The sequence below is a fragment of the Variovorax sp. LjRoot130 genome, from assembly GCF_964253755.1.
Classification (GTDB): domain Bacteria; phylum Pseudomonadota; class Gammaproteobacteria; order Burkholderiales; family Burkholderiaceae_C; genus Variovorax.
This window is the reverse complement of sequence record NZ_CAXURM020000001.1, coordinates 2,245,863-2,269,210: the sequence shown is the minus strand read 5'-3', so window position 1 is coordinate 2,269,210 and position 23,348 is coordinate 2,245,863. Positions and strand designations below refer to the sequence as shown.

Below are 23,348 nucleotides of genomic sequence, written 5' to 3'. Positions count from 1 at the left end.
CGAACATGGCTACCCATTCCTTCACTGCCACGATACTGAGCAGTTCGCACCCGCTCCCCGCGCACGAACTGGCGCATGCCTGCGGCGCCGAGATCGAGTGGGTCGTTCAACTGGTCGAGGTCGGCATCGTCGAGGTGCGCACGCCGGCCGAGCGCCCGGAGGACTGGTGCTTCCACAGCGCCGACCTGCAATGCGCGCTGGCCGCGCGCCGGCTCGAGCGCGACTTCGGTGTCGGGCTCGACGCCGCGGCGCTGATCCTCGACCTGGAGCACGAGGTGCGCCGGCTGAAGGCGGTGCTGCGCGCCCGGGGACTCGAACGCGAAGCCTGAGCGTTTTGCAGGGCGGCGCATGTCGCCGCAAAATCGTTATTTCACATACCATTCGCCCGCGTTGCCGCGCGGTTCGAAACATCACACCATGCAAAAGACATCCGTTGTCAAAGGAGTGCGCTTCGACGCTGCCGTGGCGCCACTGGTGTCGCGCATGGAGCTGGTGAACGACCATCGCGAGTCCCTGCAGCGCCTTGCGGACATCTGGGACCAGCTGGCGCTGCTCGGGCAGATGAGCGACAGCGGCACCGACATCGCATCCACGGGCGCCCGCTTCCACGAACTCACCGGCGTGCTGCTCGATTCGCTGGCGCGCAGGCTGCTGCAGGACGCGCTGCGCACCGCGCGGGCCAAGGCCCAGACCGGCATCGACATCCTGGTGCGCAACCTCTATGAGCGCACGGCCGACATCGGCTTCCTCGCAACCGACTCGGCGCTGCGCGATGCCATCGCCGGAGGCGCCCAGGTGCGCCAACGGCTGCGCGCCTACGCGACCAAGTACAGCGTCTATGACGACGTGATCCTTCTAGGCACGGATGGCGCGGTGCTCGCTCGCCTGGACGAGAGCGTTGCCGCTACGGCTGCCGACGGCGAGCTCATGCAGGCCGTGCTGCACTCGGGCGCCCCCTTCGTCGAATCGTTCGGACGCTTCGAACTGCTCGGCGGCCGGCGCGGCCTGCTCTACGGTGCGCCGGTACGGGAGAGCGATGCCGGCGCCGTGATCGGCGCCCTGTGCCTGTCGTTCCGCTTCGACGACGAGATGCGCGCGATCTTCGCCGCGCTGGCCTCGCGCGACGACGCCTCGGTCGTGCTTCTGCTGGACGCTGGCCGCACGGTGATCGCCAGCTCCGACCCGCAACAGGTCCCGGTCGGCGCCGTCCTTCCCCGTGCCAATGCGCTGGGCCATGGCCTGCGCTTCGGGGGCCGCGATTACCTGGCGGCGCAAACGCCGGCAGCGGGCTACCAGGGTTATCGGGGCCCCGGCTGGGATGGCTGCGTCCTGGTGCCCGTGGATCTGGCCTTTCGCGCCGACATCGCAGGCAGCACGAGCGATGCGGCGCTGTCGAGCCGCGTCGTGGCGGCCAGCCGCCTGTTCGGCGAGGAGCTGCAGGCCATTCCGGCGCACGCCAAGAGCATCCAGCGCGGGCTCGAACGCCTGGTGTGGAACGGCCAGGTGCGAATCCGCCACGAGCAGGACGGCCATGCCCCCAATGCGCACTTCGCTGGCGCGCTGCTGGAGCGCGTGACGCGCACCGGCCAGCGCATCAGCGCGGTGTTCGAGCACGCGATCGGCGACCTGCAGCAGTCGGCCGTGGCCTCGGTGCTCGAAGAGGTGCGTGCCTGCTCGGCGCTCGGCATCGACATCATGGACCGCAGCTTCTACGAGCGGGCCAACGACTGCCGCTGGTGGGCCCTGGACAGCAACTTGCAGCGCGCCGCCCGCGAGCGCGACGCGCGGGCCTGCAGCGAAGCGACGGCGGTGCTGGGCCGCATCAACGGCTTGTACACGGTCTATTCCCAGTTGCTGCTGCTTGACCCGCAAGGGCATGTGCTGGCGGCCTCCAACGGCACGCCCGCCACTGCGCCGCTCGTGGCCGCATGGCTTCCGGCCGCGCTGGCCTTGCGCGACGAACAGGCCTTCGTGCGCTCGAGCTTCGCCGCCTCGCCGCTCTACGGCGACCGGCACACCTACGTGTTCGCGGCGCCGGTGCAGGGCGCCGGCGGCAACGCCGGCTGCGTCGCCATCGTGTTCGACAGCGAGCCGCAGATGCAGGCCATGCTGCGCGACGCCCTGCCGGTGGACGCCGAAGGCCGGCCGATGCCGCAGGCACTGGGCCTCTTCGTCGCACGCGGCGGAGCCGTGGTGGCCAGCACCGGCGGAGCCTGGAAAACCGGCACCACGGCCCCCTTCGCGGACCGCCTCGCGCAACTTGCGCGCGGCGCCTCCAGCGGCACGGTGCTCGAGATCGATGGCATGCTGTATGCCGCCGGCATCACCATGTCCTGCGGCTACCGCGAATACGAGAGTGGGGGCACCTGCGGACCGGACGACGTGGCTTGCGTGATCCTCATTGCCCTCTGCGAACGTGCGGCCCAGGATGGCGCGGCAGCGTTGGAACCCTTCGATCCGCCGGCGGGTTCACTCCCCGGCACGGACCGCGTCGCCATCGCCAGCGCGCTCGTCGGCGACCAATGGCTGGGGCTTCCGGCCTCACAGGTGATCGAGGCCGTGGTGGTGCCGCAGGTCGCATCGGTGAGCGGCGTTGCCGCCGGCACGACAGGCATCGCGATGCACGATGGCCAGGCGCTTGCCGTGGTCGATCTGCAACGGCGGCGCGGCCAACCCTCGACGGCTTCGGGCGCCGACCGCCTGCTCGTGGTGTGCAAGACGGCTTCGGGCCAGCGATTCGCGCTGCGGGTCGACGAAGTCGGCACGGTGTTCGACGCGCAGCGATCGGCCCTGCAGGATCTGCCAGCCGCGCTGGCGGCGCATGATCCGCTCGCGACCGCGGTCGTGCGCGGGGGCAATCCCTCGGATCAGCGCATGCTGACCGTCATCTCGGTCGACAAGCTGATTTCGAAGTAGGAGGCGGCTGGCAGACAGCGGCCGCCGGTCGTGCAGACTCCTAGGGCCTGTTAACGCTAGCATTCCGGCTTCGAAGGAGTTCCCCATGTCCGTGGTCTGCGCCGCCTGCAAGACCGAGAACCGCGCCAATGCCATGTTCTGCCGCGGCTGCGCGGCCAAGCTGCCCGGCTTTGCCGCCACCGGGCCGTCCGCGCTCGAAGGCATGAAGCCGGTGCGGACGGCGCCCGCACCGGCGCAGGCCGCGGGCCCGACGCCCGGCATGCTGCCGATCGAGACGCGCGCCTTCTGGATCCGCTTTGCGGTGTTGTCGATCGTGATCACCGCCTGCTTCGGCAGCTGGGTGGCCTATGTGACGCGCAAGCCGCCGGCACCCGCGCCCGCTGCCGTGGCGGCCGCTCCAGCGTCACGCGCGGCACCGGTGCGCGCATCGGCGCCTCCGGCGGCGCCGCTCGATCGCGTGCCCATGGTGCCGTCCGTGCCGGTGCGGACCGTGGAAACGCTCGGCCCGGCCGAGACGATCGTGGAGCCGGGCCCCGTGCGCTCGGAGCCGGAACGCCCCATCGCCTCCTACCAGCCCACCGTCCCGGTCGAGCGGACGGTTCCGCCCCGAAAGATCGTGGCCCGCAACGACGGCAACGGCGGCAACGGCGCCGCCGATCCGCGGCCCGGCTGCGCGCACCTCAACTTCATCGCCGCGGCCCGTTGCGAGGCGGCGCAATGCGCCAAGAGTCCGTTCAACCACCACCCGCATTGCAATGCGGTGCGAGAGCAGACGCGGCGCGACATCGCACGGCGCAACCCGAGCTTCTGAGCCCTACTGCATCTGCCCCAGGTTGCCGATGCGCACCAGCATCTCGGTGAACATCTGCATGTCGGCGTCGAGGTCGGCGACTTCCTTGAACTCCTTGGCGTTGTGCGCGGTGTACTTCTTGCCGGGCATGGCCGGGCCGAAGTTGATCGCGTTGGGCATCAGCTTGGCGGTGGTGCTGCCGGCCGTGGACACCGGCTTGGCTTCGAGGCCGGTGGTGTCGCCGAAGATGTTGAGCAGCGTGGACAGCCACGCGCCCTTGGGGTCGCGCGCCATCCAGTCGCCCTGCTGGTAGTCGATCTCGACCTTGGCCTGGCTCTCGGCCGCCCAGCCCTTGACCCTGGCCGTGATGGCCTGAGTCAGCTTCTCGGGCGTGTTGCCGCGCGGCATGCGCACGTTGGCCGTGACTTCGAGCTTGCCGTCCTTCTCGCGGATCAGGTTGGGCGACATGGTGAGCGGTCCCATGAAATCGTCCTTGTAGCCCACGCCCATCTTCTCGCCGAGATAGTCGGTGCCGTAGAGCGCGTTCAGGTACTTGACGGCCTTCGCATGGTGGTTGTCGTCCAGCGCCACGCCGGACTCCTGCAGGAAGAGCGCAAGGCGCGGGAGGGGATTGACGCCCTCCTCCGGCCGCGAGCCATGGGCCGAGACGCCGACGACCTTGATCTCGATGCTGTCGGCACTTTTCGCGATGTCGATGCCGAACTTGCCGCCCTGGCCTTCGTACTTCTGGATGAAGGCGGCCTTCGCGCCTTCCAACTGCGACGCGGCCCGCGCGAGATCGCCAGCCTTGAGCGTGGCGGTGGCGTTCTGCGGCACCGCGTTGGCGGCCGCTGCGCCGGCCATCGCGGTGATGGCGGTGCGCTTGCCGTCCGATGCTTCGACCGGAAAGAACACCTTGAGGGCGCCCGATCCCTTCTCCGCCACCACCGCCGGGTACTTGCTGTCGAGCACGATGTTGTACTCGGGCAGCGACGTTTTCTCGCGGTAGTACTTCATGGCGTCGCCGCCGGTTTCCTCGGTGGTCTCGATCATGAGGCGGATCGTGCGGTCCAGCGGCAGGCCGCTCTCCTTCACCGTTTTCATTGCATAGAGCACGGCCGCGATCGAGCCCTTGTCGTCGATGGTGCCGCGGCCGTAGAGGTAGTCGCCCACGCGCGTGAGCTTGAAGGGGTCGAGCCGGGTGCCGTCGTCCAGCACCCATTCCGCGAGCACCGCGGGCACCACGTCGGCATGGGTGAGGATGCCAAACTCCTCCTTGCCGCGGCCCGGCAGCTCGACCTCGAAGATCCGGTTGTCGACGTTGCGGTATTGCAGGCCGAAGTCACCCGCCATCTTCTCGACCAGCCGGCCGAACTCGATGATCGCCTTGTTCTCGTGCGGCGGCACGCGGTCGATGCGCACGGTGGGAATCGCCACCATGGTCTCCATGCTCGCGATCACGGCCTTCTGGTTGTGCAGGCGGTTGTAGAGACCGAGCAGGCGGGCGATGTTGACCAGGTCGTCGCCGGCCAGCGGCGCCTTCTTCTCGTAGGCCGCGACGCTGGCCTTGAGCTTCGGCTGGGTCTTGGCGGCCTGCGCGAGGAAGGCGCGGAAGCTCGGCGACGACTTGGCCTGCTGGGCTGCGGCCAGCTGGTCGAGCTCGGGTTTCTTGAGAGTGTCTGCTTGCGCCGGCAGGCCGAGCGCGAGGGCCAGGCCCAGGGACAGGATGGACAAGGAGAGATGCTTCATGGGTGACTCCCGGGGAGGGAAATTCGCTTGGGAGCGGCGAGTCTACAAAGCGCAGTCCGCCCGCGTGGTCAACACATCTCCATGCAGAAGGCTTTGCGCAGGATGGTGGTTGTCGGCGCCCGGCCGGACTCCGAATACTCGGGTTCACATGAATGAAATGTCTATCCGTCACCCAGTCGACGGGACTAGACTTTCCATGCTCGCGCATCGCGAGCGGCACGGAACGCTGGAAGGAGGGTTGTGGCCATGGCTTTCTATCTGACGCGCTTCAGCTACACGCCGGAAACCTGGGCTCGATTGACGAAGAAACCCGAAGACCGTCGCGAAGCTGCACGCAAGTACATCGAGTCGGTCGGCGGGAAGCTGCACGGCTTCTGGTACGCGTTCGGCACCTACGACGGCTACAACCTCTGGGAGGCGCCTGACAACGTCTCGATGGCCGCAGTCGCGATTGCCTTAGGTGCAGGCGGCGCGCTGTCGAAAGTCGAGACGACGCCGCTGCTCACCGTCGAGGAGACCCTGGACGCCCTCGGCCGTGCGCAGGCGGTCGGCTACCGGCCGCCCGGCGCGTAGTTGTCGATGTCAGATCGGCGACAGACCAGGTCCGTAGCGATCCAGCTTGAGGGCTTGCATGAGCGCCACAAAGCGTGGCTCCGAACGCAGGCCCGTCCAGTGGGCATCGCCTTTCAGAAACACCATTCGAGTGTCTCGCAGCACCAACCCCTGTTCCAGTGCAGTGAGAGCCGACCCGACTTCACCCAGCGCCGCATGCAACGATGCAATTGAAGTCGGGGTGACGTAGCGCGACTTCGATGCGGTCAAGAGCTGGTTCAGGATCGATCGAGCCTCTTCGGTTTCTCCAAGGCGCGCCAATTGCACGCCCAGCACCGACCAGGACCGGGTGGTGGCATCGGACAGCGCCACCGCGCGCCGGATCGAGGCAATGCCTTGTTCCGGTCGCGCATCGGACATGTGCATCAAGCCCGCTGCGAGATGGGTAAGCCAGAGATCCGGAGAAATATCGAGCGAGCGGTTCAGCCGAATTCGGGCTTCTTCTCGTTGACCGTTTGCCAGCAGAAGGCTTGCTTCCACGGTGTTGTAGACCGGGGACATCGGGTCGAGTGATCGCGCTGTCCGCAAATGGACGAACCCGTCGGCGAGGCGGCCTTGGCTCAGGAGCAGCAGTGCCAGGCCCCAGTGCGCAGTGGCCGTGTTCGGGTTGATGGTCAACCCGCGACGAAATGCATGCTCGGCGCCCACCCAGTCGAAGTCGAACCAGAAGCGGCTGAAGCCGAGACCCGCGTGAGCCTCCGCCAGACTGGGGACCAGCGCGAGCGCATGCTTCAAGGCAGCGTTCGCCGGCTCGAACACCTCGGCAGCCAAACCATCGGAATTCCACAGCTTGCGCCGATGGACCTGGGCCAGTTCCACCCACGCCATCGCATATGCAGGATCGACGCTGAGCGCCTGATTGAGCAACGCCACGCCCTTGTCGACTTCATCGGCCCGGCCTCCCTGCGCCCGCCATCGCGCGGCCAGATAGAGCTGGTAGGCGTCCATGTCGCGCGTGCCACCGATGTCCGCAAGCCGCGCAGGGGTACCCAGCCCCACGCGCAGCACGGGCAGCAATGCCTGCGTCACCAGATTCGAGATCTGATCCTGCACGTCGAATACGCTCGTGAACTTCTCGTCGAACCCGCCGCTCCAGGCGGCGACACCATCGGCGGCATGCAGCAGGCGGGCCGTGGCGCGCACCAGATCGCCGCGTCGCTGCAGCGATCCATCGACGATCCAAGTCACTTCGAGTTCCCTTGCGGCACGCACCGGGTCTTGCATGGGACCGGCGTAGCGCTGCACCGAGCCGGTCGAGCGCACAACCAGCCCGGGTACCGTGGATAGCCTGGCGATCAAACTGTCTGCCATTCCGACTTCAAGCAGCTCGTCCCGGCTTTCTGTCGCCAGTGGCTTGAAGGGCAGTACAGCAAGGGTGGCCGTTGATTGCCCAGCCGGCGGGCGACTCCGGATCCACCAGCCCGCAGCTCCCAATGCTGCGGCCGCAGCCGCTCCCAATGCCAGAAGGATCTGGCGACGTCGGCCGGGAGCCGCATTCGGCAAATCAGGAGCCTCCTCAGGGGCCGGACTCGAAACATTCGCCGTGGATCGTGTGGTGGACCGCCTCGCAACGGGCGCAACAAAACGGAATCCGTGTCGCGGCACGGTCTGGATGAAGCGGCCGCCTTGAGCGTCGTCGCCCATCGCCCGCCTCAAGCCCGCTACTACCTGGCTCAGGTTGTTCTCCTCTACGACCAGGCCAGGCCAGAGGGCCTGCAACAGCGCCTCCTTGTGGAGCAACTCGCCCGGATGCTGGACAAAGAACAGGAGTGCACTGAACAGGCGCGGCGTGAGGTCGACGGACGTGCCGTCGCTGCGCAGCACCCGCCGCTGGGACGGCTGCAGCAGGAACCCGCCGAATTCGTAGTCCTCCTCGTCAATCATGGCCGAATTTCATCCTTTTTCAGGATTCTTTCAAGGCCCGCTTCGTGACGAGCGGACTGCAAGCCGCGATGGTGAAAACCTCTGATCAGCGCCTTGCTGATCAGAGTACCCCCAACTCCTGGAGTCAGTCATGATCAAGCCTCAAGCTCTCTATACAGTCACCCTCGTGAGCGTATCGGTCGCTGCAACCATGTTGATGATCCAAGCCTGCGGCGGTGGGGAAGGCGGTTTCGGAAACGCCTTCGCTGCCGGTGAAAGCAGTCCGAACAGCGCACCGGACCCCATCGTCGGAGTGTGGGAGTCAACGGCCACCGGCAAGGACTGCAACACCGGCGCGGTGCTTGCCGGCTTCAAGGGATTGGCCGTGTTCAATAGCGCAGGCACGGCGTCGTTCGACAATTCCCGCCCTCCTACCTCTCAGGGCTCTGCGTTCGGAACATGGAAGCGCGAGGCCGGCGACAACTACAGCTTGACACTGGTGTTCATGCGCTTCAATCCCGACGGCACGCTCGCCGGCACGCAAAAGGCAAAGGTAGTTCGTACCCTGTCAGCAGATGGCAACAGCTACACAGGCACAGTGGCCGGTCAGATCATCGACACCGCGGGCAATGTGATCTCGTCATACTGCGCAACAGATGCAGGTTCGCGCGTGAGTTGGTGATCGCTGCCGGAAGGTCCTATCGAACCCGCCACAGAAAAGGAAGAAACACATGCCCAGCGCCGAAACACTGGAACGCTTCATCGCCCGCGTCGAAGAGAACGCACATGCCGAAGCCGTCGAGGAGTTCTACGCCCCGAATGCCTCGTTGCAGGAGAACCAGGAAGCGCCGCGCGTCGGCCGCGACGCGGCCGTGGCACGCGAACGCGCCATGCTGGCCAAGGCCTCGTCGATCTCCTCGACCTGCGTGCGCCCGGTGTTCGTGAACGGCGACCGCGTCGTCATCCGCTGGATCTTCCACTTCGAGTGGAAGGACGGCACGGCCACGCACATGGAGGAACTCGCCTACCAGCGCTGGGAGGGCGAACGCATCGCCGAGGAGACCTTCTTCTACGACCCGGCGCAGCGCGTGCCAGTCAAGTCGAAACTCTAGAACGCCGGATTCCTGCGCAGCGCGTAGGAAGCTGCCGACAGACATGCGGCAGTCTCTATGGAAAGTGGGGAACCTTGGTTCAATTCAAGGAGTTCCCCCATGTCCGTGGTCTGCGACGTCTGCAGAACCTCCAACCCCAACAGCGCGATGTTCTGCGACGGCTGCGCCAGCGCGCTGCGAGGCCTCGCGCCCACCGGCTTCTCCGCGATGGAATGGAGCAAGGGGCCGCGCCTGAACGGCTGGCCGATATCGAACAGGGCGCCGCTGCTTGCTGACAGGCAGCCCGGCCAGAAGACCACGGGGTTGCGAACGCGCCTCGGCCTGCTGGCGTTCGCGGTGGGCACCGCCTCGCTGGCGGGATTCCTGTTCCTCCAGCGCGTTCACATCACGTAGAGATCGACGTACTCGTGCACCGGCAGCGCTTCGAGCGCCTGCTGGTCCAGCGAGACGGCGAGGATCGCGTCCTGCTGCTTCTTCGGGAAGCGCCGCGCGAGGTTGGTACGGAACTTGGCTTCCAGCAACGGGATGCCGTCCGCGCGGCGGCGCTTGTGGCCGATCGGGTACTCGACCACCACTTCCTCCAGCGTCTTGCCGTCCTTGAACTCGATCGTGAGCGCGTTCGCGATGCTGCGCTTCTCGGGGTCGTGGTAGTCGCGGGTGAACTGCGGGTCCTCCACGCAGGCGATCCTGTCGCGCAGCGCATCGATGCGCGGATCGGCCGCCACCGCGTCTTCGTAGTCGCCGGCAGTGAGCCGGCCGAAGATCAGCGGCACCGCCACCATGTACTGGATGCAGTGATCGCGATCGGCCGGGTTGTCGAGCGGTCCCTTCTTGTCGATGATGCGGATGCAGGCCTCGTGCGTGCGGATCGTCAGGCGCTCGATCTCCTCCACCGTCCTGCCGGCCTTCTTCAGCTGCGCCTGCAGGGTCATCGCGGCCTCTACCGCCGTCTGGCTGTGGAACTCGGCCGGAAAGCTGATCTTGAACAGCACGTGCTCCATCACGTAAGAGCCGTAGGGCCGCTGGAACTTGAAGGGCTGGCCCTTGAACAGCACGTCGTAGAAGCCCCAGCCCTTGGCCGTCAGCACGCTCGGGTAGCCCATCTCGCCGGTCTTCGCGATCAGCGCCAGGCGCACCGCGCGGCTGGTGGCGTCGCCGGCGGCCCAGCTCTTGCGGCTGCCGGTGTTGGGCGCGTGGCGGTAGGTGCGCAGCGACTGGCCGTCGACCCAGGCCAGCGACACCGCATTGACGATCTCGTCGCGCGAAAGGCCGAGCATCTGCGCCACCACCGCGGTCGAGGCCACCTTGACCAGCACCACGTGGTCGAGCCCGACCTGGTTGAAGCTGTTCTCCAGCGCGATGCAGCCCTGGATCTCGTGCGCCTTGATCATGGCGGTGAGCACGTCCTTCATCGTCAAGGGCTTCTTGCCGGCGGCCACCGCGTTGCGGCTGAGCCAGTCGGCCGTGGCGAGGATGCCGCCCAGGTTGTCACTCGGATGGCCCCATTCAGCCGCGAGCCAAGTGTCGTTGAAGTCGAGCCAGCGGATCATGGCGCCGATGTTGAAGGCCGCCTGCACCGGATCGAGCTGATGCTGCGTGCCCGGCACCCGGGCGCCGTGCGGCACCACCGTGCCGGGCACGACGGGGCCGAGCAGCTTGGTGCAGGCCGGGTACTCGAGCGCCTCGAGGCCGCAGCCCAGCGTGTCGATCAGGCAGTTGCGCGCGGTCTGGTAAGCCAGCGCGCTGGTGATTTCGTAGTCGAGCACGTAGTCGACGATGTCGACGAGCACGCGGTCGGGTTCGGGGCGGATGTTGCTGATGGGGGCGGACATGGTTCCTTCTTCAAACGCGTTCTTCGATCGGCACGAAGCGCAGGTCTTCGGGCCCGGTGTAGTTGGCGCTCGGCCGGATGATCTTGTTGTCGATACGCTGCTCGATGATGTGCGCGGCCCAGCCGCTGGTGCGGGCGATCACGAACAGCGGCGTGAACATCGCGGTGGGCACGCCCATCATGTGGTAGCTCACAGCGCTGAACCAGTCGAGGTTGGGGAACATTTTCTTGGCATCCCACATCACCGTTTCGAGCCGCTCGGCGATGTCGAACATCTTGGTTGACCCAGCCTCCTGCGACAGCTTCTTCGCGACCCGCTTGATGACCTCGCTGCGCGGATCGGCCACCGTGTAGACCGGGTGGCCGAAGCCGATCACCACCTCCTTCGCCTCGACGCGGCGGCGGATGTCGGCCTCGGCCTCGTCGGGCGAGTCGTAGCGCTTCTGGACTTCGAAGGCCACTTCGTTGGCGCCGCCGTGCTTGGGCCCGCGCAATGCGCCGATGGCGCCGGTGATGGCCGAGTACACGTCGGAGCCGGTGCCGGCCACCACGCGCGCGGTGAAGGTGGAGGCGTTGAACTCGTGCTCGGCATACAGGTTGAGCGAAGTGTGCATCGCGCGCTCCCAACTCGCCGTCGGCGCCCTGCCGTGCAGCAGGTGCAGGAAGTGCGCGCCGATCGAGTCGTCGTCGGTCTCGACCTCGATGCGACGCCCCTGCGTCGACCAGTGGTACCAGTAGAGCAGCACGGAGCCGAGCGAGGCCATCAGACGATCCGCGATGTCGCGCGCGCCGGGCGCGCCATGCTCGTCCTTCTCGGGCAGCACGCAGCCGAGCGCCGAGACGCCGGTGCGCATCACGTCCATCGGATGCGCGCTCGCCGGCAGGTGCTCCAGCGCTTCCTTCACGCTGGCCGGCAGGCCGCGCAGCGCCTTGAGCCTGGCCTTGTAGGCGCGCAGCTCGGCGGCGGCGGGCAGCTTGCCGTGCACCAGCAGGTGCGCGATCTCCTCGAATTCGCAGACCTCGGCGATGTCGAGGATGTCGTAGCCGCGGTAGTGCAGGTCGTTGCCGGTGCGACCCACCGTGCACAGCGCCGTGTTGCCGGCGGTCACGCCCGAGAGCGCCACGGACTTCTTGGGCTTGAAGCCAGGCTGCAGGGTTTCTTGCGTCATGCGGGTACTTTCATTTCGTTGAGCGGGTCGTGCGCGGCCTCGGCGATCGGCGACGGCCGGCCTGCCGCGTCGACCGCCACCATCTCGAACACCGCCTCGAGCGCCACCCCGGGCTGGTCTGCGGCCAGGTCGTCGGCGAAACCCGTGACATGGACCGTGAGCGAGCTGCGGCCAACGCGCAGCACCTGCGCATTGAGCGTCAGCACGCTGCCCAGCCGCACCGGCACATGGAACTGCGCATCGCTGCAGCGCGCCATAACCACGTCGCGCCGCGCGAAGCCGCGCGCGGCCAGGAAGGCGGCCTTCGCCATCAGGTGCAGCGCGTTGCCGCCGAACAGCGTGCCGTAGTGGTTGGCATGTTCGGGAAACACCACCTCGGTGAGCTGCGCGTGGCGCTTGCGGGTCGTCATGCTTCGCAATTTACGCAACATCCGTCCCATAATGAAGGACTGAATTAGCGAATGATTGCGAATGCAGCAGCCTCGAGTTGCGAAGTTTGCGAATCCACGGACGATGAAAAAGACCTTCATGGGCGTACGCCTGCGCCGCCTGCGCGAAGAGCGCAACCTGAGCCAGGTGGCGCTGGCGCAGCAGTTGGGCCTCTCGCCCAGCTACCTGAACCAGATCGAGCAGAACCAGCGGCCGCTCACGGTGGCGGTGCTGCTGCGCATCAGCGCCACGCTGGGCGTGGACGTGCAGGCCTTCTCGGACGACGAGGAAGCGCGGCTCATTGCGGGCATGCGCGAAGCGCTGGCCGACAACCCCGGTGGCGAGGCCGTGTCGCTCGCCGAGCTGCGCGAACTCGCCACGCAGATGCCGGCGGTCGGCCGCAGCCTGGTCGCGCTGCACCGCCGCCAGCGCGAGGCGCTGGAGCGCATCGAGGCGATCGCCGGCGTTCTGGGCGACGGCCGCGACGAACTCGCGCAGTTGCGGCCCATGCCTTTCGAGGAGGTGCGCGACTTCTTCTTCGCCCACCAGAACCACATCGCACCGCTCGACGATGCGGCCGAGACGCTGGCCGCAGCGTGGCGGCTGCGCGAAGGCAATCCCGGCGACCGTCTGGCCCGGCGCCTGCTGGAACAACACGACGTGCGCGTGGTGCCGATGGAAAGCTTCGGGCCCGAGGACCAGCGGCGCTACGACCCCGCGACGCGCGTGCTGCGGCTCTCACCCGATCTCGAGCCCGGGCAGTACGCCTTCCAGATGGCCACGCAGCTCGCCTTTCTGGAGATGGACGACGTTCTGCGTCAGCTCGTCGAGGCGGCGGCCTTCACCGGCGACACCGCGCGTGAGCTGGCGCGCATCGGCCTGGCCAACTACTTCGCAGGCGCCCTGCTGCTGCCCTACGGCACCTTCCTCGCGGAGGCCGAGGCGCTGCGCTACGACATCGACTTGCTTGCGCGCCGCTTCGGTGTCGGCTTCGAGACCATCTGCCACCGGCTCAGCACGCTGCAGCGGCCCGATGCGCGCGGCGTGCCCTTCTTCTTCGTGCGAGTCGACCGGGCCGGCAACATCTCCAAGCGCCAGTCGGCCACGCATTTCCACTTCTCGAAGACCGGCGGCACCTGCCCGCTATGGAACGTGTACGAAGCCTTCGCGCAGCCCGGCCGCATCCTGCCGCAGCTCGCGCGCATGCCCGACGGCCGCGTTTACCTGTGGATCGCGCGCACCGTCTCGCGCGGGCACGGCGGCTGGGGCGCGCCGACCAAGACCTTCTCGATCGGCCTGGGCTGCGACATCAGCCACGCGCCGCGGCTGGTGTACTCCAAGGGCCTGGACCTGCGCGACCCCGAGGTGCCGACGCCCATCGGCATGGGCTGCAAAGTCTGCGAACGCGCCGCCTGCCCGCAGCGCGCCTTCCCCTTCCTCGGGCGGCCGCTCGATGTCGACGAGAACCAGAGCCGGTTCGCGCCTTATGCGGTGGCGGAGCTGCGGCCAGCGGGCGCAATCGGGACGAGACAGGGTGCTGGCCGCAGCAAAGCCATATAATTCCTTACCCTTCGTAAGGAGCTCAAGAAATGGCCGTCGCCACAATGACCAGCAAAGGACAGATCACCATGCCGCAGGCCGTGCGCACTGCACTCGGCCTGCGTCCTGGTGCCAAGGTGGATTTTGTCGCCGAGGGTGACGGCTTCAGACTGGTCCCGCTCAAGACCGATGTCTCTGCTCTCAAGGGCCGCTTTGCTGGACGCGTCGCAAAACCCGTCAGCATCAAGGCAATGAACGACGCCATCGGCGAAGCAGCATCGGCTCGGCAACGCAAACCCGGCCGGTAGCCTTACATGATCGGCCTCGACACCAATGTGCTGGTGCGTTACCTCGCGCAAGACGATCCCAGGCAATCCGCGAGCGCCACACGCTTCATCGAAACGCGCCTTAGCGAACGTTCGTCCGGCTTCATCAGTCTGGTTGTGCTGGTCGAACTTTGCTGGGTGCTGGAGCGAATCTACAGCGCGACGCCTAGAGAAATCGGCGAAACCATCAGCGACCTTCTGGAGACGCCACGGTTCCACCTGCAGCAGCGCGAAGTCGTCCAACAAGCCGTTCGCCGCTTTCAAGACAAGAAGGCGGGAAAGGCTGGTTTCGCGGATCTGCTCATCGCACAGATTGCTTTGGACGAAGGCTGCAGCTCGATCGTCAGCTTCGACCGAGGAGCTGTTCGCACGGCGGGCATGACACTGCTCGACTGACTCAAGGTTCAAGCGCCAGTTCCTGGCGCAGCACCTTCGCTGCCGCCACCATGTTCACCAGCGCCGCCTCGGTCTCCGGCCAACCGCGGGTCTTCAGGCCGCAATCGGGGTTGACCCACAGGTTGCCCGGCGGCACCACCGCAGCGGCCTTGCGCATCAGGCGCAGCATTTCGTCGACGGCCGGCACGCGCGGCGAATGGATGTCGTAGACGCCCGGGCCGATCTCGTTCGGGTACTTGAACTCGCCGAAACCGCGCAGCAGCTCCATGTCGGAGCGGCTGGTCTCGATGGTGATGACGTCGGCATCCATCGCCGCGATCTCGGGCAGGATGTCGTTGAATTCCGAGTAGCACATGTGGGTGTGGATCTGCGTGCGGTCGGCCACGCCCGAGGCGCTGATGCGGAAGGCGCGCGTTGCGCTCTCGAGGTAGGCCTTCCAGCCGGCGCGGCGCAGCGGCAGGCCTTCGCGGATGGCCGGCTCGTCGATCTGAATGATGCCGATGTCGGCGCGCTCCAGGTCGACCACCTCGTCGCGGATCGCCCAGGCGATCTGCTCGGTGGTCACGCTGCGCGGCTGGTCGTCGCGCACGAAGGACCATTGCAGGATGGTGACCGGCCCGGTCAGCATGCCCTTCATGGGCCGCGCCGTGAGGCTTTGCGCATAGACGGTCCATTCGATCGTCATCGGCGCCGGGCGCGCGACGTCGCCGTAGATGACGGGCGGCTTGACGCAGCGCGAACCGTAGGACTGCACCCAGCCGTTGGCGGTGAAGGCGAAGCCGTCGAGCTGCTCGCCGAAGTACTCGACCATGTCGTTGCGCTCGGCCTCGCCGTGCACCAGCACGTCGATGTCCAGTTCTTCCTGCTTGCGCACCGCGAGCGCGATCTCGGCGCGCATCTTCTCGCGGTAGCCTGCGGCATCGAGCGCGCCGCGCTTGAAGGCGGCGCGCGCGGTGCGGATCTCGACCGTCTGCGGAAAGGAGCCGATGGTGGTGGTCGGCAGCGACGGCAGCGTGAAGCGCACGCGCTGTACGGCCTGGCGCACGGCGAAGGGCGAGGCACGGCTGTCGTCGCCCGCCACGCGGCGCGCGAGGCGCAATGCGACGTCGGCGCGGTGCACGCGCGGGCTGGCGCGGCGGGCAGCCACGGCGGCGCGGGCTGCCGAAAGCGCGTCCTGCACTTCGGCCTCCTTGCCGTCGAGCACGGCGCGCAGCATGCGCAGCTCGTCCAGCTTCTCCACCGCGAAGGCGAGCCAGCTCTTCAGTTCGACATCGAGCTTGTTCTCCGCCGCGAGGCTGAAAGGCACGTGCAGCAGCGAGCACGAAGGCGCGATCCACAACTCGCCCTGGTGCTTGTCCGCCACGGGCCGCAGGCGCGCGAGCGCGGCATCGGGATCGGCGCGCCAGATGTTGCGGCCGTCGACGATGCCGATCGACAGCACCTTGTGCGCCGGCAGCCAGTCGGCCACGCCGGTGAGCTCGTCGGGCGCGCGCACCGCATCGACGTGCAGGCCGGCCACCGGCAGTTGGCAGGCCAGGCGCAAGTTGTCCGAGAGCGGCGAGAAGTAGGTGGCAAGCAGCAGCTTCGGCGCTCGGCGCGCGAGCTGCCAGTAGCTGCGCTCGAAGGCATGGCGCCAGGCGTCGGGCAGGTCCAGGCCGAGGATGGGCTCGTCGATCTGCACCCATTCGACGCCCTGCGCCTTGAGGCGCGCGAGCACCTGTTCGTACACTGGCAACAGCGATTCGAGCAGCGTGAAGCGGTCGAAGCCGGCCTCCTTCTCCTTGCCGAGCCAGAGAAAGCTCAGCGGCCCGAGCAGCACCGCCTTGACTGCATGGCCGGCCTTCTGCGCCTCGGCCACCTCGTCGAACAGGCGGACCGATTGCAGGCTGAAGCGCGTCGCCGGCGAGAACTCGGGCACGAGGTAGTGGTAGTTGGTGTCGAACCACTTGGTCATCTCGAGCGCGAAAGTGCCGTGCTCGGCGTGCGCGCAGCCGTGATCGTGCACCTCGTCGGCCACGCCGCGCGCCATGGAGAAATAGCGCGAGAGCTCGGGCTCGTCGCCCCGGAAGTCGAAACGCGCCGGCTCGCAGCCCAGCAGCTGGATGTGGTTGGCCACGTGATCGTAGAAGGCGAAGTCGCCCACCGTCACGAAGTCGAGGCCGGCGTCGCGCTGGGCCTGCCAGTGGCGCGCACGCAGCTCGCGGCCGACGGCTTCGAGCGCATCGCGGTCGATCTCGCCGCGCCAGTGTTGTTCGAGAGCGAGCTTGAGTTCGCGTTGTGCGCCCATGCGCGGAAGGCCGAGAGTATGGATACGTGTCATCCCACGATGGTCGGCGTTCCTCGCCTATGATTCAAACGAAAGCTTTTGCCAGTCAACTTGAATTTCATTCATGGCCCAATCCATCCTCGAGATCCGCCACCTGCGCACCCTGGTGGCGCTGCGCGACACCGGCAGCCTGGTGCGCGCCGCCCAGCTGCTCAACCTCACGCAGTCGGCGCTGTCCCATCAGGTCAAGCTGCTCGAAGACCGTTACGGCGCGGCCTTGTTCGAGCGCAAGTCGGTGCCGCCGCAGTTCAGCGGCGCCGGCCTGCGCCTGCTGCAGCTTGCCGATGCCGCGTTGCCGCTGGTCGAGGAGGCGGAGCGCGACGTGTCGCGCCTGGCGCAGGGCGGCGCCGGCCAGCTTCGCATCGTGGTCGAGTGCCACACCTGCTTCGACTGGCTGATGCCGGCGATGGACGCGTTTCGCAACCGCTGGCCCGAGATCGAGCTCGACATCGTCTCGGGCTTCCATCCCGACCCGATCGCGCTGGTGCTGCAGAAACGCGCCGAGGTGGCCATCGTTTCCGAGCAGGACCCGGACGAAACCGTCGACTACCACCCCCTCTTCCGCTTCGAGATCATGGCCCTGCTGGCCAACGAGCATCCGCTCACGGCAAAGACGCATCTCACGGCCCGCCACTTCGCCGACCAGACGCTGATCACCTACCCGGTGCCCGACGACATGCTCGACATCGTGCGTCAGGTGCTGGCGCCGGCCGGCGTCGAGCCGGCGCAGCGCCGCACCACCGAGCTCACGGTCGCGATGCTGCAGCTGGTGGCCAGCGGCCGCGGGATCGCGGCGCTGCCGCTGTGGGCGGTGCAGGGCTACCTGGACCGCGGCTACGTCACCGCCCGGCCCGTGGGCCGCAAGGGATTGACCGGCGAGCTGCACATGGCCTGCACCGCATCGACCTCGGCTCGGCCCTGGCTGGAGGATTTTGTTCGCATCACGCGCGAGAGCTGCTTCAAGAGCCTGCCGGGGATCGAGCTGCTCTGAGGATGCTCAGGCGACCAGCGTCATCGGCCCGCGGTGCCCGACCAGTTCGAGCACGCGCTCGCCCGACACGGTCTCGTGGGCGAGCAGTTCGTCCGTGAGTTCGTCGAGCGCGCGGCGGTGCGTGCGCATGATCTGCTGGCATTTCACGTTGAGTCCTTCGAGCAGCAGGCTGGCCTGGCGCACCGCGGCCGAGACCTGCCGCGATGCGTGCTGCGCCGGCAGCGCGCCCAGGCTGAACAGCGCGCCGTCTTCGCCGAAGCCGTAGCGCCCGACCATGTCGAGCGCCAGCTTCGAGGCTTGCTGCAGGTCGTGGCCGGCGCCGCTCGATGCTTCCTCGAACACGGCCAGCTCGGCATTGCGGCCACCCAGCAGCATCTGGATGTGCTTTTCCATGTCGCTCTTCAACACCAGCGTCATGTCTTCTTCCTGCGTCACGAGCGTGGCGCCCAGCGACCCGCCGCGCGGCAGGATGGTGACCTTCTCGACCTTGCCGTAGCCCAGCACGACGGAGACGAGCGCGTGGCCGGCCTCGTGCACCGCGATGTAGCGACGCTCGCGCTCGCCGAGCGCACGCTGCGCGCCGTTGAGCTCGCCGATGCGGGTGGTCTCGATGGCTTCCATCAGGTGGCCCATCGACACCGCCTCCGCGTTCGCGCGCGCCGCCACGAGGGCCGCATGGTTGACGACGTGCGCGATGGTCGCCGGCGACAGCCCGGTGGTCAGGCGGGCCAGCTGCTCGTAGTCCACCTCGCCGGCGAGGCGCAGCTTGGCGGCATAGAGCCGGAAGATGGCGGCACGGTCGCGCACGTCCGGCAGCTTGACGTTCACGCGGCGATCGAAGCGCCCTTCGCGCAGCAGCGCCTCGTCGAGGTTGTCGACCAGGTTGGTGGCACCGACGACGATGACGCCCTCGTTGGCCTCGAAGCCGTCCATCTCGACCAGCAACTGGTTGATGATGCGGTTGCCCTCCGATTCCGCCGGTCCCGAGCCGCCGGCGCTGCGCCTCGAGATGCCGTCGATCTCGTCGATGAAGAGGATGCAGGGCGCGTTCTTGCGTGCGGTCTCGAAGAGCTTCTTGACCTTCTGCACGCCGACGCCATAGAACTTGGAAGTGAACTCGCTGCCGTTGGTGGCGATGAAGCGGGCGCCGCACTCGCCGGCAAGCGCCTTGGCGAGCAGCGTCTTGCCGACACCGGGTCCGCCGAGCATGAGCACGCCGCAGGGCGGTCGCGCGCCGAGCGCGCTGAAGCGCTTCGGGTTCTTCAGGTAGTCGACGATGTCCTGCAGCGCGTTCTTGGCCTCACCGGCGCCGATGACGTCGTCGAAGCGCAGGCCGGTCGGCTTCTCGACCAGCTTGGCGCTTGCGCCGATGCTGTCGCGCATCATGTAGACAAGGACCGCGACGAGCAGGATGGGGAGGAACACCCCCACCAGATCGCGCGCCGCACTCAGCGTGCGGTCGTCTGCGGCAGGTGCGCCGACCGTGGTGTCCGGCAGCACGACCAGCTGGAACGATTTCGAATCGCCGGCCTTCGCCGCCTCGCCGACGACCAGTGCGGCGAAGGAGCCTCGGCCGTCGACCACGAAGTAGCGCTCTCCGACGGTCGTGGACACGAGGATGGCATTGGCCGCGATGCCGACAGTGCGGACCGCGCCGGCGCGCAGGTCGCGCATCAGTTCGGAGCCGTCCTTCTCGGTGGCGGTCCAGTCGGCCGGCGACGTGCGCATCTGCTGCGCGGCGCCGCCGAGCTGATGAAGCTGCGGCGTTTCGCGCAGCGCCAGGTACAGGGCGGCGATGGCCAAGGCGCCTAGGAAGGCGGCGAAAGCAAATCGAGCCACGCCCGATCGAACAAGTCTGTGGAGCTGCTTCATGGACGGCGGACGGGGCGCGGCATCCGACGATGGTAGGCAGCCCGGCAGCAATCGACACCGCCACAGCGGCGGCGGCGCAGCTTAAACACCGCTTGCGTGGAGTACTTCGCGGCCGGCCCGGCACCGGCGTTGCGCGCTCGCGTCAGCGCGGGCGGCGCAGCACCCTATTTCTTCTGCACCAGCTTGATCACACTCGAAAAATCGAGCGCTCCATTCCCAGCCAGGCTGTGCGCGGCATACAGATTGCGCGCCAGCCCGCCGAGCGGCGTGGCGGCGCGCACCGCGTCGGCGTTCTCCTGCGCGAGGCCCAGGTCCTTGAGCATCAGGTCAGTGCCGAAGCCGCCGGCATAGCCCTTGGAGGCCGGCGCGTTTTCCATCACGCCGGGCAGCGGGTTGTATTTTTCGAGCGCCCAGTTGCCGCCCGAGCTGCGCCGCATGATCTCCGACAGCACCTTGGGATCGAGCCCGTTGGCCACGCCGAGCGCGATCGCCTCGGAGGTGCCGATCATCAGGATGCCGAGCAGCATGTTGTTGCAGATCTTGGCCGTCTGGCCCGCGCCCGCCTCGCCGGCGTGGAAGATGTTGGCGCCCATCTTCTCCAACACCGGGCGCGCGCGTTCGAGGTCCGCCGACGAACCACCGACCATGAAGGTCAGCGTGCCCGCGATCGCGCCGCCGGTGCCGCCGGACACGGGCGCATCGATCACGGCCACGCCGCGCTTCGCGCCCGCTTCCGCCACCTTGCGCGAAGTTGCCGCGGCGATGGTGCTGCTGTCGATCACCAGCGTGCCGGCCGCGATCTTCTCCATCAGGCCGGGCTGGCCGTCGCTGCCGAGGTAGAGCGACTCCACATGCTGGCTTGCAGGCAGCATGCTGATCACCACCTCGGCGCCGGCGAGCGCGTCCACCGCCGACTTGGCGATCGGCAGTCCCTCGGCGCCGAGCTTCTTGCAGGCCTCGGCCGAAAGGTCGAAAGCGCTGAGTGCGTGGCCGGCCTTGTGCAGGTTGAGGGCCATCGGGCCGCCCATGTTGCCCAGGCCGATGAATGCGATCTTCATGTGTGTCTCCGTTTTGTGCTCTTCCCACCCGTTCGGGCTGAGCTTGTCGAAGGGCTCAGGGTGAACGGAGTCGGGGGTTGTTGTCATTCGCTCACACGAGCCCGGCGAGTTCCGGCGCCATCTCGCCGCGGACCTTCAGGTGATCTTCAATGAAGGCTGGCGTGATGTCGTCCAGCGTGGCCGGGTTCCACTTCGGATTGCGGTCCTTGTCGATCAGCACGGCGCGGATGCCCTCGGCAAAGTCCTTGTGCGCGCAGAAGCCCAGCGAGGACCAGTACTCGAGCCGGAAGACTTCGGCCAGCGACATGCGGTGCACGCGCTGCCAGAGTTCGAAGCTGAGCGCCGCCGAGCTCGGCGCGCCCTTGGCGAAGGTCTTTGCCGCGGTCTGCAGCCAAGGGTCGTCGCTTTGCAACGCGCGCAGCCGCTTGGCGATGTCGCCCAGGTCGTCGCCGGCCATCAAGGCGTTGATGGTGTCGAAATGCTCGCGCACCTTGGAAGGCGGCAGTTCGGTGCCTTCGCCCGCACGCAGCAGGATGCGCGAGAGCGCGGCGCGATCGGCCTTGGCCTCGCCGGTCCATGTGCCTGCGGCGATCTCGTCCAGCACCTGCGCCTTGCGCTCGTGCGGCACCAGCAGGTCGGCCAGGCCGCAGAAGATGGCATCGGCTGCATTGAGGTGGGCCCCGGAGAGCGCGAGGAACAAGCCCACGCGCCCCGGCATGCGGCGCAGGAACCAGCTCCCGCCCACGTCGGGGTAGAGGCCGATGCTGATCTCGGGCATCGCGAGGCGGCTCTGGGCCGTGGCCACGCGGTGCGAGGCACCCGCCATGAGCCCGATGCCGCCGCCCATCACGATGCCGTGTCCCCAGCACAGGACGGGCTTGGGAAAGGTGTGGATCAGGTAGTCGAGCTCGTACTCCTCGGCGAAGAAACGCTCGGCGTAGGGGTTGCGTTCGGGTCCGCATTCCAGCAGCGTCTGGTAGAGCTGGCGCAGGTCGCCGCCGGCGCAGAAGGCCTTCTCGCCCGCGGCCTGCAGCAGCACGCCGGCAACGCCCGCATCCTGCGCCCACTCGCGCAGCTTCGGCGTGAGCAGCCGCACCATCGCGACCGAAAGCGCGTTGAGCGCCGCCGGCGTGTTGAGCGTCGCCATGCCGAAGCGCCGGCCGCCGGTCGTTTGGATCTCGTCGAACAGGACCACTTCATCGCTCATCGGATATCACTCTCGCCTTCCAGCAATTTGCGCGCGATGATCACGCGCATGATTTCGTTGGTGCCTTCGAGGATCTGGTGCACGCGCGTGTCGCGCACCAGCCGCTCCAGCGGGAACTCGCTCAAATAGCCGTAGCCGCCGTGCAGCTGCAGCGCGTCGTTGCAGACGTTGAAGCCGACGTCGGTCGCAAAGCGCTTGGCCATCGCGCAATAGGTGCTCGCATCGGCATGCCCGGCGTCGAGCCTGCTCGCGGCCAGCCTCACCATCTGGCGCGCGGCCACCAGTTCGGTCGCCATGTCGGCCAGCTTGAACTGCAGCGCCTGGAAGCTCGCGAGCGGCTTTCCGAACTGGCTGCGTTCGTGCAGGTAGCGGCGCGACGCGTCGAGCGCGCCCTGCGCCGCGCCGACCGAGCAGGTCGCGATGTTGATGCGGCCGCCGTCCAGCCCCTTCATCGCGATGCGAAAGCCCTCGCCTTCGCTGCCGAGCAGGTGGGCGGCGGGCACGCGCACGTTGTCGAAGTTGATGGTGCGCGTGGGCTGGCTGTTCCAGCCCATCTTGTGCTCTTTTTTGCCGTAGCTGATGCCGGGCGCATCGGCAGGCACCGCGAAGGCCGAGATGCCGCCCGCACCGCCGCCACCGGTGCGCGCCATCAGCACCAGCACGTCGGTCGAGCCGGCGCCCGAAATGAAGGCCTTGCCGCCGTTGACGACGTACTCGGCGCCTTGCAACTCGGCGCGCGTCTTCAGCGAGCCGGCGTCCGAGCCGGCGCCCGGTTCGGTCAGGCAGTACGAGGCCAGCTTGCGCCCGCTCGTGAGATCGGCGCCCCATTGCTCGCGCACGGCGGGCCCGCCCCAGGTGCCGAGCATCCAGGTCGCCATGTTGTGGATCGTGATGAAGGCCGTGGTCGACGGATCGACCGCGGCCATCTCCTCGAACACCAGCGTGGCGTCAAGGCGCGGCAGCGCCAGGCCCTCGATGCTTTCGGGCGCATAGAGGCCGCAGAAGCCGAGCTCGCCCGCCTTCGCGATCGCCTCTTTCGGGAAGATGCCTTCGGCGTCCCAGCGCGCGGCATGCGGCGCGAATTCGGCCGATGCGAATTCGCGCGCGGTCTGCGCAAAGGCCCGCTGCTCTTCGGAGAGTTCGAAGTCCATGCGCCCTGAGA

At 67.5% G+C, this 23,348-nt stretch carries 21 protein-coding genes; 11 read left to right on the top strand and 10 right to left on the bottom strand.

Features of this window, described 5'->3' with window-relative positions; genetic code table 11:
* Window positions 1-5 precede the first annotated feature (5 nt).
* The 3 genes from ACSQ86_RS11425 (at window position 6) to ACSQ86_RS11415 (ending at window position 3,727) form a co-directional block, all read left to right on the top strand.
* Window positions 6-329, top strand: a complete 324-nt coding sequence (locus tag ACSQ86_RS11425) for a chaperone modulator CbpM (RefSeq protein ID WP_093109311.1) — start codon at window positions 6-8, stop codon at window positions 327-329.
* A gap of 88 nt (window positions 330-417) precedes the next feature.
* A complete protein-coding gene (locus tag ACSQ86_RS11420; protein WP_436303710.1) occupies window positions 418-2,916 on the top strand; it encodes a chemotaxis protein CheW in 2,499 nt (832 codons plus the stop codon).
* Between the two features lie 85 nt (window positions 2,917-3,001).
* Entirely contained in the window at window positions 3,002-3,727 is a 726-nt protein-coding gene (locus tag ACSQ86_RS11415; RefSeq protein WP_436303709.1) for a hypothetical protein, read from the top strand.
* A gap of 3 nt (window positions 3,728-3,730) precedes the next feature.
* Here the strand turns inward: ACSQ86_RS11415 and ACSQ86_RS11410 are convergent, their stop codons facing one another.
* A complete protein-coding gene (locus ACSQ86_RS11410) occupies window positions 3,731-5,455 on the bottom strand; it encodes a dipeptidase (RefSeq protein ID WP_436303708.1) in 1,725 nt (574 codons plus the stop codon).
* Between the two features lie 246 nt (window positions 5,456-5,701).
* Between ACSQ86_RS11410 and ACSQ86_RS11405 the strand changes: the two genes are divergently transcribed.
* Window positions 5,702-6,028, top strand: coding sequence for a GYD domain-containing protein (locus ACSQ86_RS11405; RefSeq protein ID WP_093109315.1), 327 nt, complete (start codon window positions 5,702-5,704; stop codon window positions 6,026-6,028).
* A 9-nt stretch (window positions 6,029-6,037) separates the two neighbouring features.
* Here ACSQ86_RS11405 and ACSQ86_RS11400 read toward each other — a convergent pair whose 3' ends face one another.
* A complete protein-coding gene (locus ACSQ86_RS11400) occupies window positions 6,038-7,951 on the bottom strand; it encodes a winged helix-turn-helix domain-containing protein (protein ID WP_436303707.1) in 1,914 nt (637 codons plus the stop codon).
* 130 nt (window positions 7,952-8,081) lie between these two features.
* Between ACSQ86_RS11400 and ACSQ86_RS11395 the strand changes: the two genes are divergently transcribed.
* The 3 genes from ACSQ86_RS11395 to ACSQ86_RS11385 all read left to right on the top strand — a co-directional run bounded on the left by ACSQ86_RS11395 (window position 8,082) and on the right by ACSQ86_RS11385 (window position 9,435).
* Window positions 8,082-8,612: a hypothetical protein gene (locus ACSQ86_RS11395; RefSeq protein WP_436303706.1), complete on the top strand. Its 531-nt coding sequence runs from the start codon at window positions 8,082-8,084 to the stop codon at window positions 8,610-8,612.
* A gap of 49 nt (window positions 8,613-8,661) precedes the next feature.
* Complete coding sequence (locus ACSQ86_RS11390; protein WP_436303705.1) at window positions 8,662-9,042, top strand: nuclear transport factor 2 family protein; 381 nt, start codon at window positions 8,662-8,664, stop codon at window positions 9,040-9,042.
* A 99-nt stretch (window positions 9,043-9,141) separates the two neighbouring features.
* Window positions 9,142-9,435, top strand: coding sequence for a hypothetical protein (locus ACSQ86_RS11385; RefSeq protein WP_436292430.1), 294 nt, complete (start codon window positions 9,142-9,144; stop codon window positions 9,433-9,435).
* Here ACSQ86_RS11385 and ACSQ86_RS11380 read toward each other — a convergent pair.
* From ACSQ86_RS11380 to ACSQ86_RS11370, 3 genes are read right to left on the bottom strand one after another with little or no spacing between them, the layout of a single operon-like run.
* Window positions 9,423-10,874 (bottom strand): bifunctional 2-methylcitrate dehydratase/aconitate hydratase, encoded by a 1,452-nt coding sequence (locus ACSQ86_RS11380; RefSeq protein ID WP_436303704.1) that lies wholly within the window; start codon window positions 10,872-10,874, stop codon window positions 9,423-9,425. The two genes, ACSQ86_RS11385 and ACSQ86_RS11380, sit on opposite strands and share 13 nt — an antisense overlap.
* Window positions 10,875-10,884: 10 nt before the next feature.
* On the bottom strand, window positions 10,885-12,042 hold the full coding sequence (gene prpC / locus ACSQ86_RS11375; RefSeq protein WP_436303703.1) for a bifunctional 2-methylcitrate synthase/citrate synthase: 1,158 nt from the start codon (window positions 12,040-12,042) through the stop codon (window positions 10,885-10,887).
* Window positions 12,039-12,452: an acyl-CoA thioesterase gene (locus ACSQ86_RS11370; RefSeq protein WP_436303702.1), complete on the bottom strand. Its 414-nt coding sequence runs from the start codon at window positions 12,450-12,452 to the stop codon at window positions 12,039-12,041. The genes prpC and ACSQ86_RS11370 overlap by 4 nt, the downstream gene beginning before the upstream one ends.
* 103 nt (window positions 12,453-12,555) lie before the next feature.
* Between ACSQ86_RS11370 and ACSQ86_RS11365 the strand changes: the two genes are divergently transcribed.
* The 3 genes from ACSQ86_RS11365 to ACSQ86_RS11355 are packed head-to-tail and all read left to right on the top strand — an operon-like array spanning window position 12,556 to window position 14,732.
* Window positions 12,556-14,031: a short-chain fatty acyl-CoA regulator family protein gene (locus tag ACSQ86_RS11365; RefSeq protein ID WP_436303701.1), complete on the top strand. Its 1,476-nt coding sequence runs from the start codon at window positions 12,556-12,558 to the stop codon at window positions 14,029-14,031.
* A gap of 29 nt (window positions 14,032-14,060) precedes the next feature.
* Window positions 14,061-14,318: an AbrB/MazE/SpoVT family DNA-binding domain-containing protein gene (locus ACSQ86_RS11360; protein ID WP_093109324.1), complete on the top strand. Its 258-nt coding sequence runs from the start codon at window positions 14,061-14,063 to the stop codon at window positions 14,316-14,318.
* A gap of 6 nt (window positions 14,319-14,324) precedes the next feature.
* Window positions 14,325-14,732 (top strand): PIN domain-containing protein, encoded by a 408-nt coding sequence (locus tag ACSQ86_RS11355; RefSeq protein WP_436303700.1) that lies wholly within the window; start codon window positions 14,325-14,327, stop codon window positions 14,730-14,732.
* A 1-nt stretch (window position 14,733) separates the two neighbouring features.
* Here the strand turns inward: ACSQ86_RS11355 and metE are convergent, their stop codons facing one another.
* Complete coding sequence (gene metE / locus ACSQ86_RS11350; protein WP_436303699.1) at window positions 14,734-17,052, bottom strand: 5-methyltetrahydropteroyltriglutamate--homocysteine S-methyltransferase; 2,319 nt, start codon at window positions 17,050-17,052, stop codon at window positions 14,734-14,736.
* Between the two features lie 70 nt (window positions 17,053-17,122).
* On the opposite strand from metE, the gene ACSQ86_RS11345 reads away from it, so the two are divergent.
* Entirely contained in the window at window positions 17,123-18,049 is a 927-nt protein-coding gene (locus ACSQ86_RS11345) for a LysR family transcriptional regulator (RefSeq protein ID WP_093109327.1), read from the top strand.
* Window positions 18,050-18,055: 6 nt separating this feature from the next.
* On the opposite strand, the gene ACSQ86_RS11340 is transcribed toward ACSQ86_RS11345, so the two are convergent.
* The 4 genes from ACSQ86_RS11340 to ACSQ86_RS11325 form a co-directional block, all read right to left on the bottom strand.
* Entirely contained in the window at window positions 18,056-19,921 is a 1,866-nt protein-coding gene (locus ACSQ86_RS11340; RefSeq protein WP_436308862.1) for an ATP-dependent metallopeptidase FtsH/Yme1/Tma family protein, read from the bottom strand.
* A 164-nt stretch (window positions 19,922-20,085) separates the two neighbouring features.
* Window positions 20,086-20,979 (bottom strand): 3-hydroxyisobutyrate dehydrogenase, encoded by an 894-nt coding sequence (gene mmsB / locus ACSQ86_RS11335; RefSeq protein ID WP_436308861.1) that lies wholly within the window; start codon window positions 20,977-20,979, stop codon window positions 20,086-20,088.
* 91 nt (window positions 20,980-21,070) lie between these two features.
* Window positions 21,071-22,186 carry an enoyl-CoA hydratase/isomerase family protein gene (locus ACSQ86_RS11330; RefSeq protein ID WP_436303696.1) on the bottom strand — a complete coding sequence of 372 codons (1,116 nt, stop codon included), beginning with the start codon at window positions 22,184-22,186 and terminating at the stop codon, window positions 21,071-21,073.
* On the bottom strand, window positions 22,183-23,337 hold the full coding sequence (locus ACSQ86_RS11325; RefSeq protein ID WP_436303695.1) for an acyl-CoA dehydrogenase family protein: 1,155 nt from the start codon (window positions 23,335-23,337) through the stop codon (window positions 22,183-22,185). Before ACSQ86_RS11325 ends, ACSQ86_RS11330 begins: the two co-directional genes overlap by 4 nt.
* Window positions 23,338-23,348: the final 11 nt, after the last annotated feature.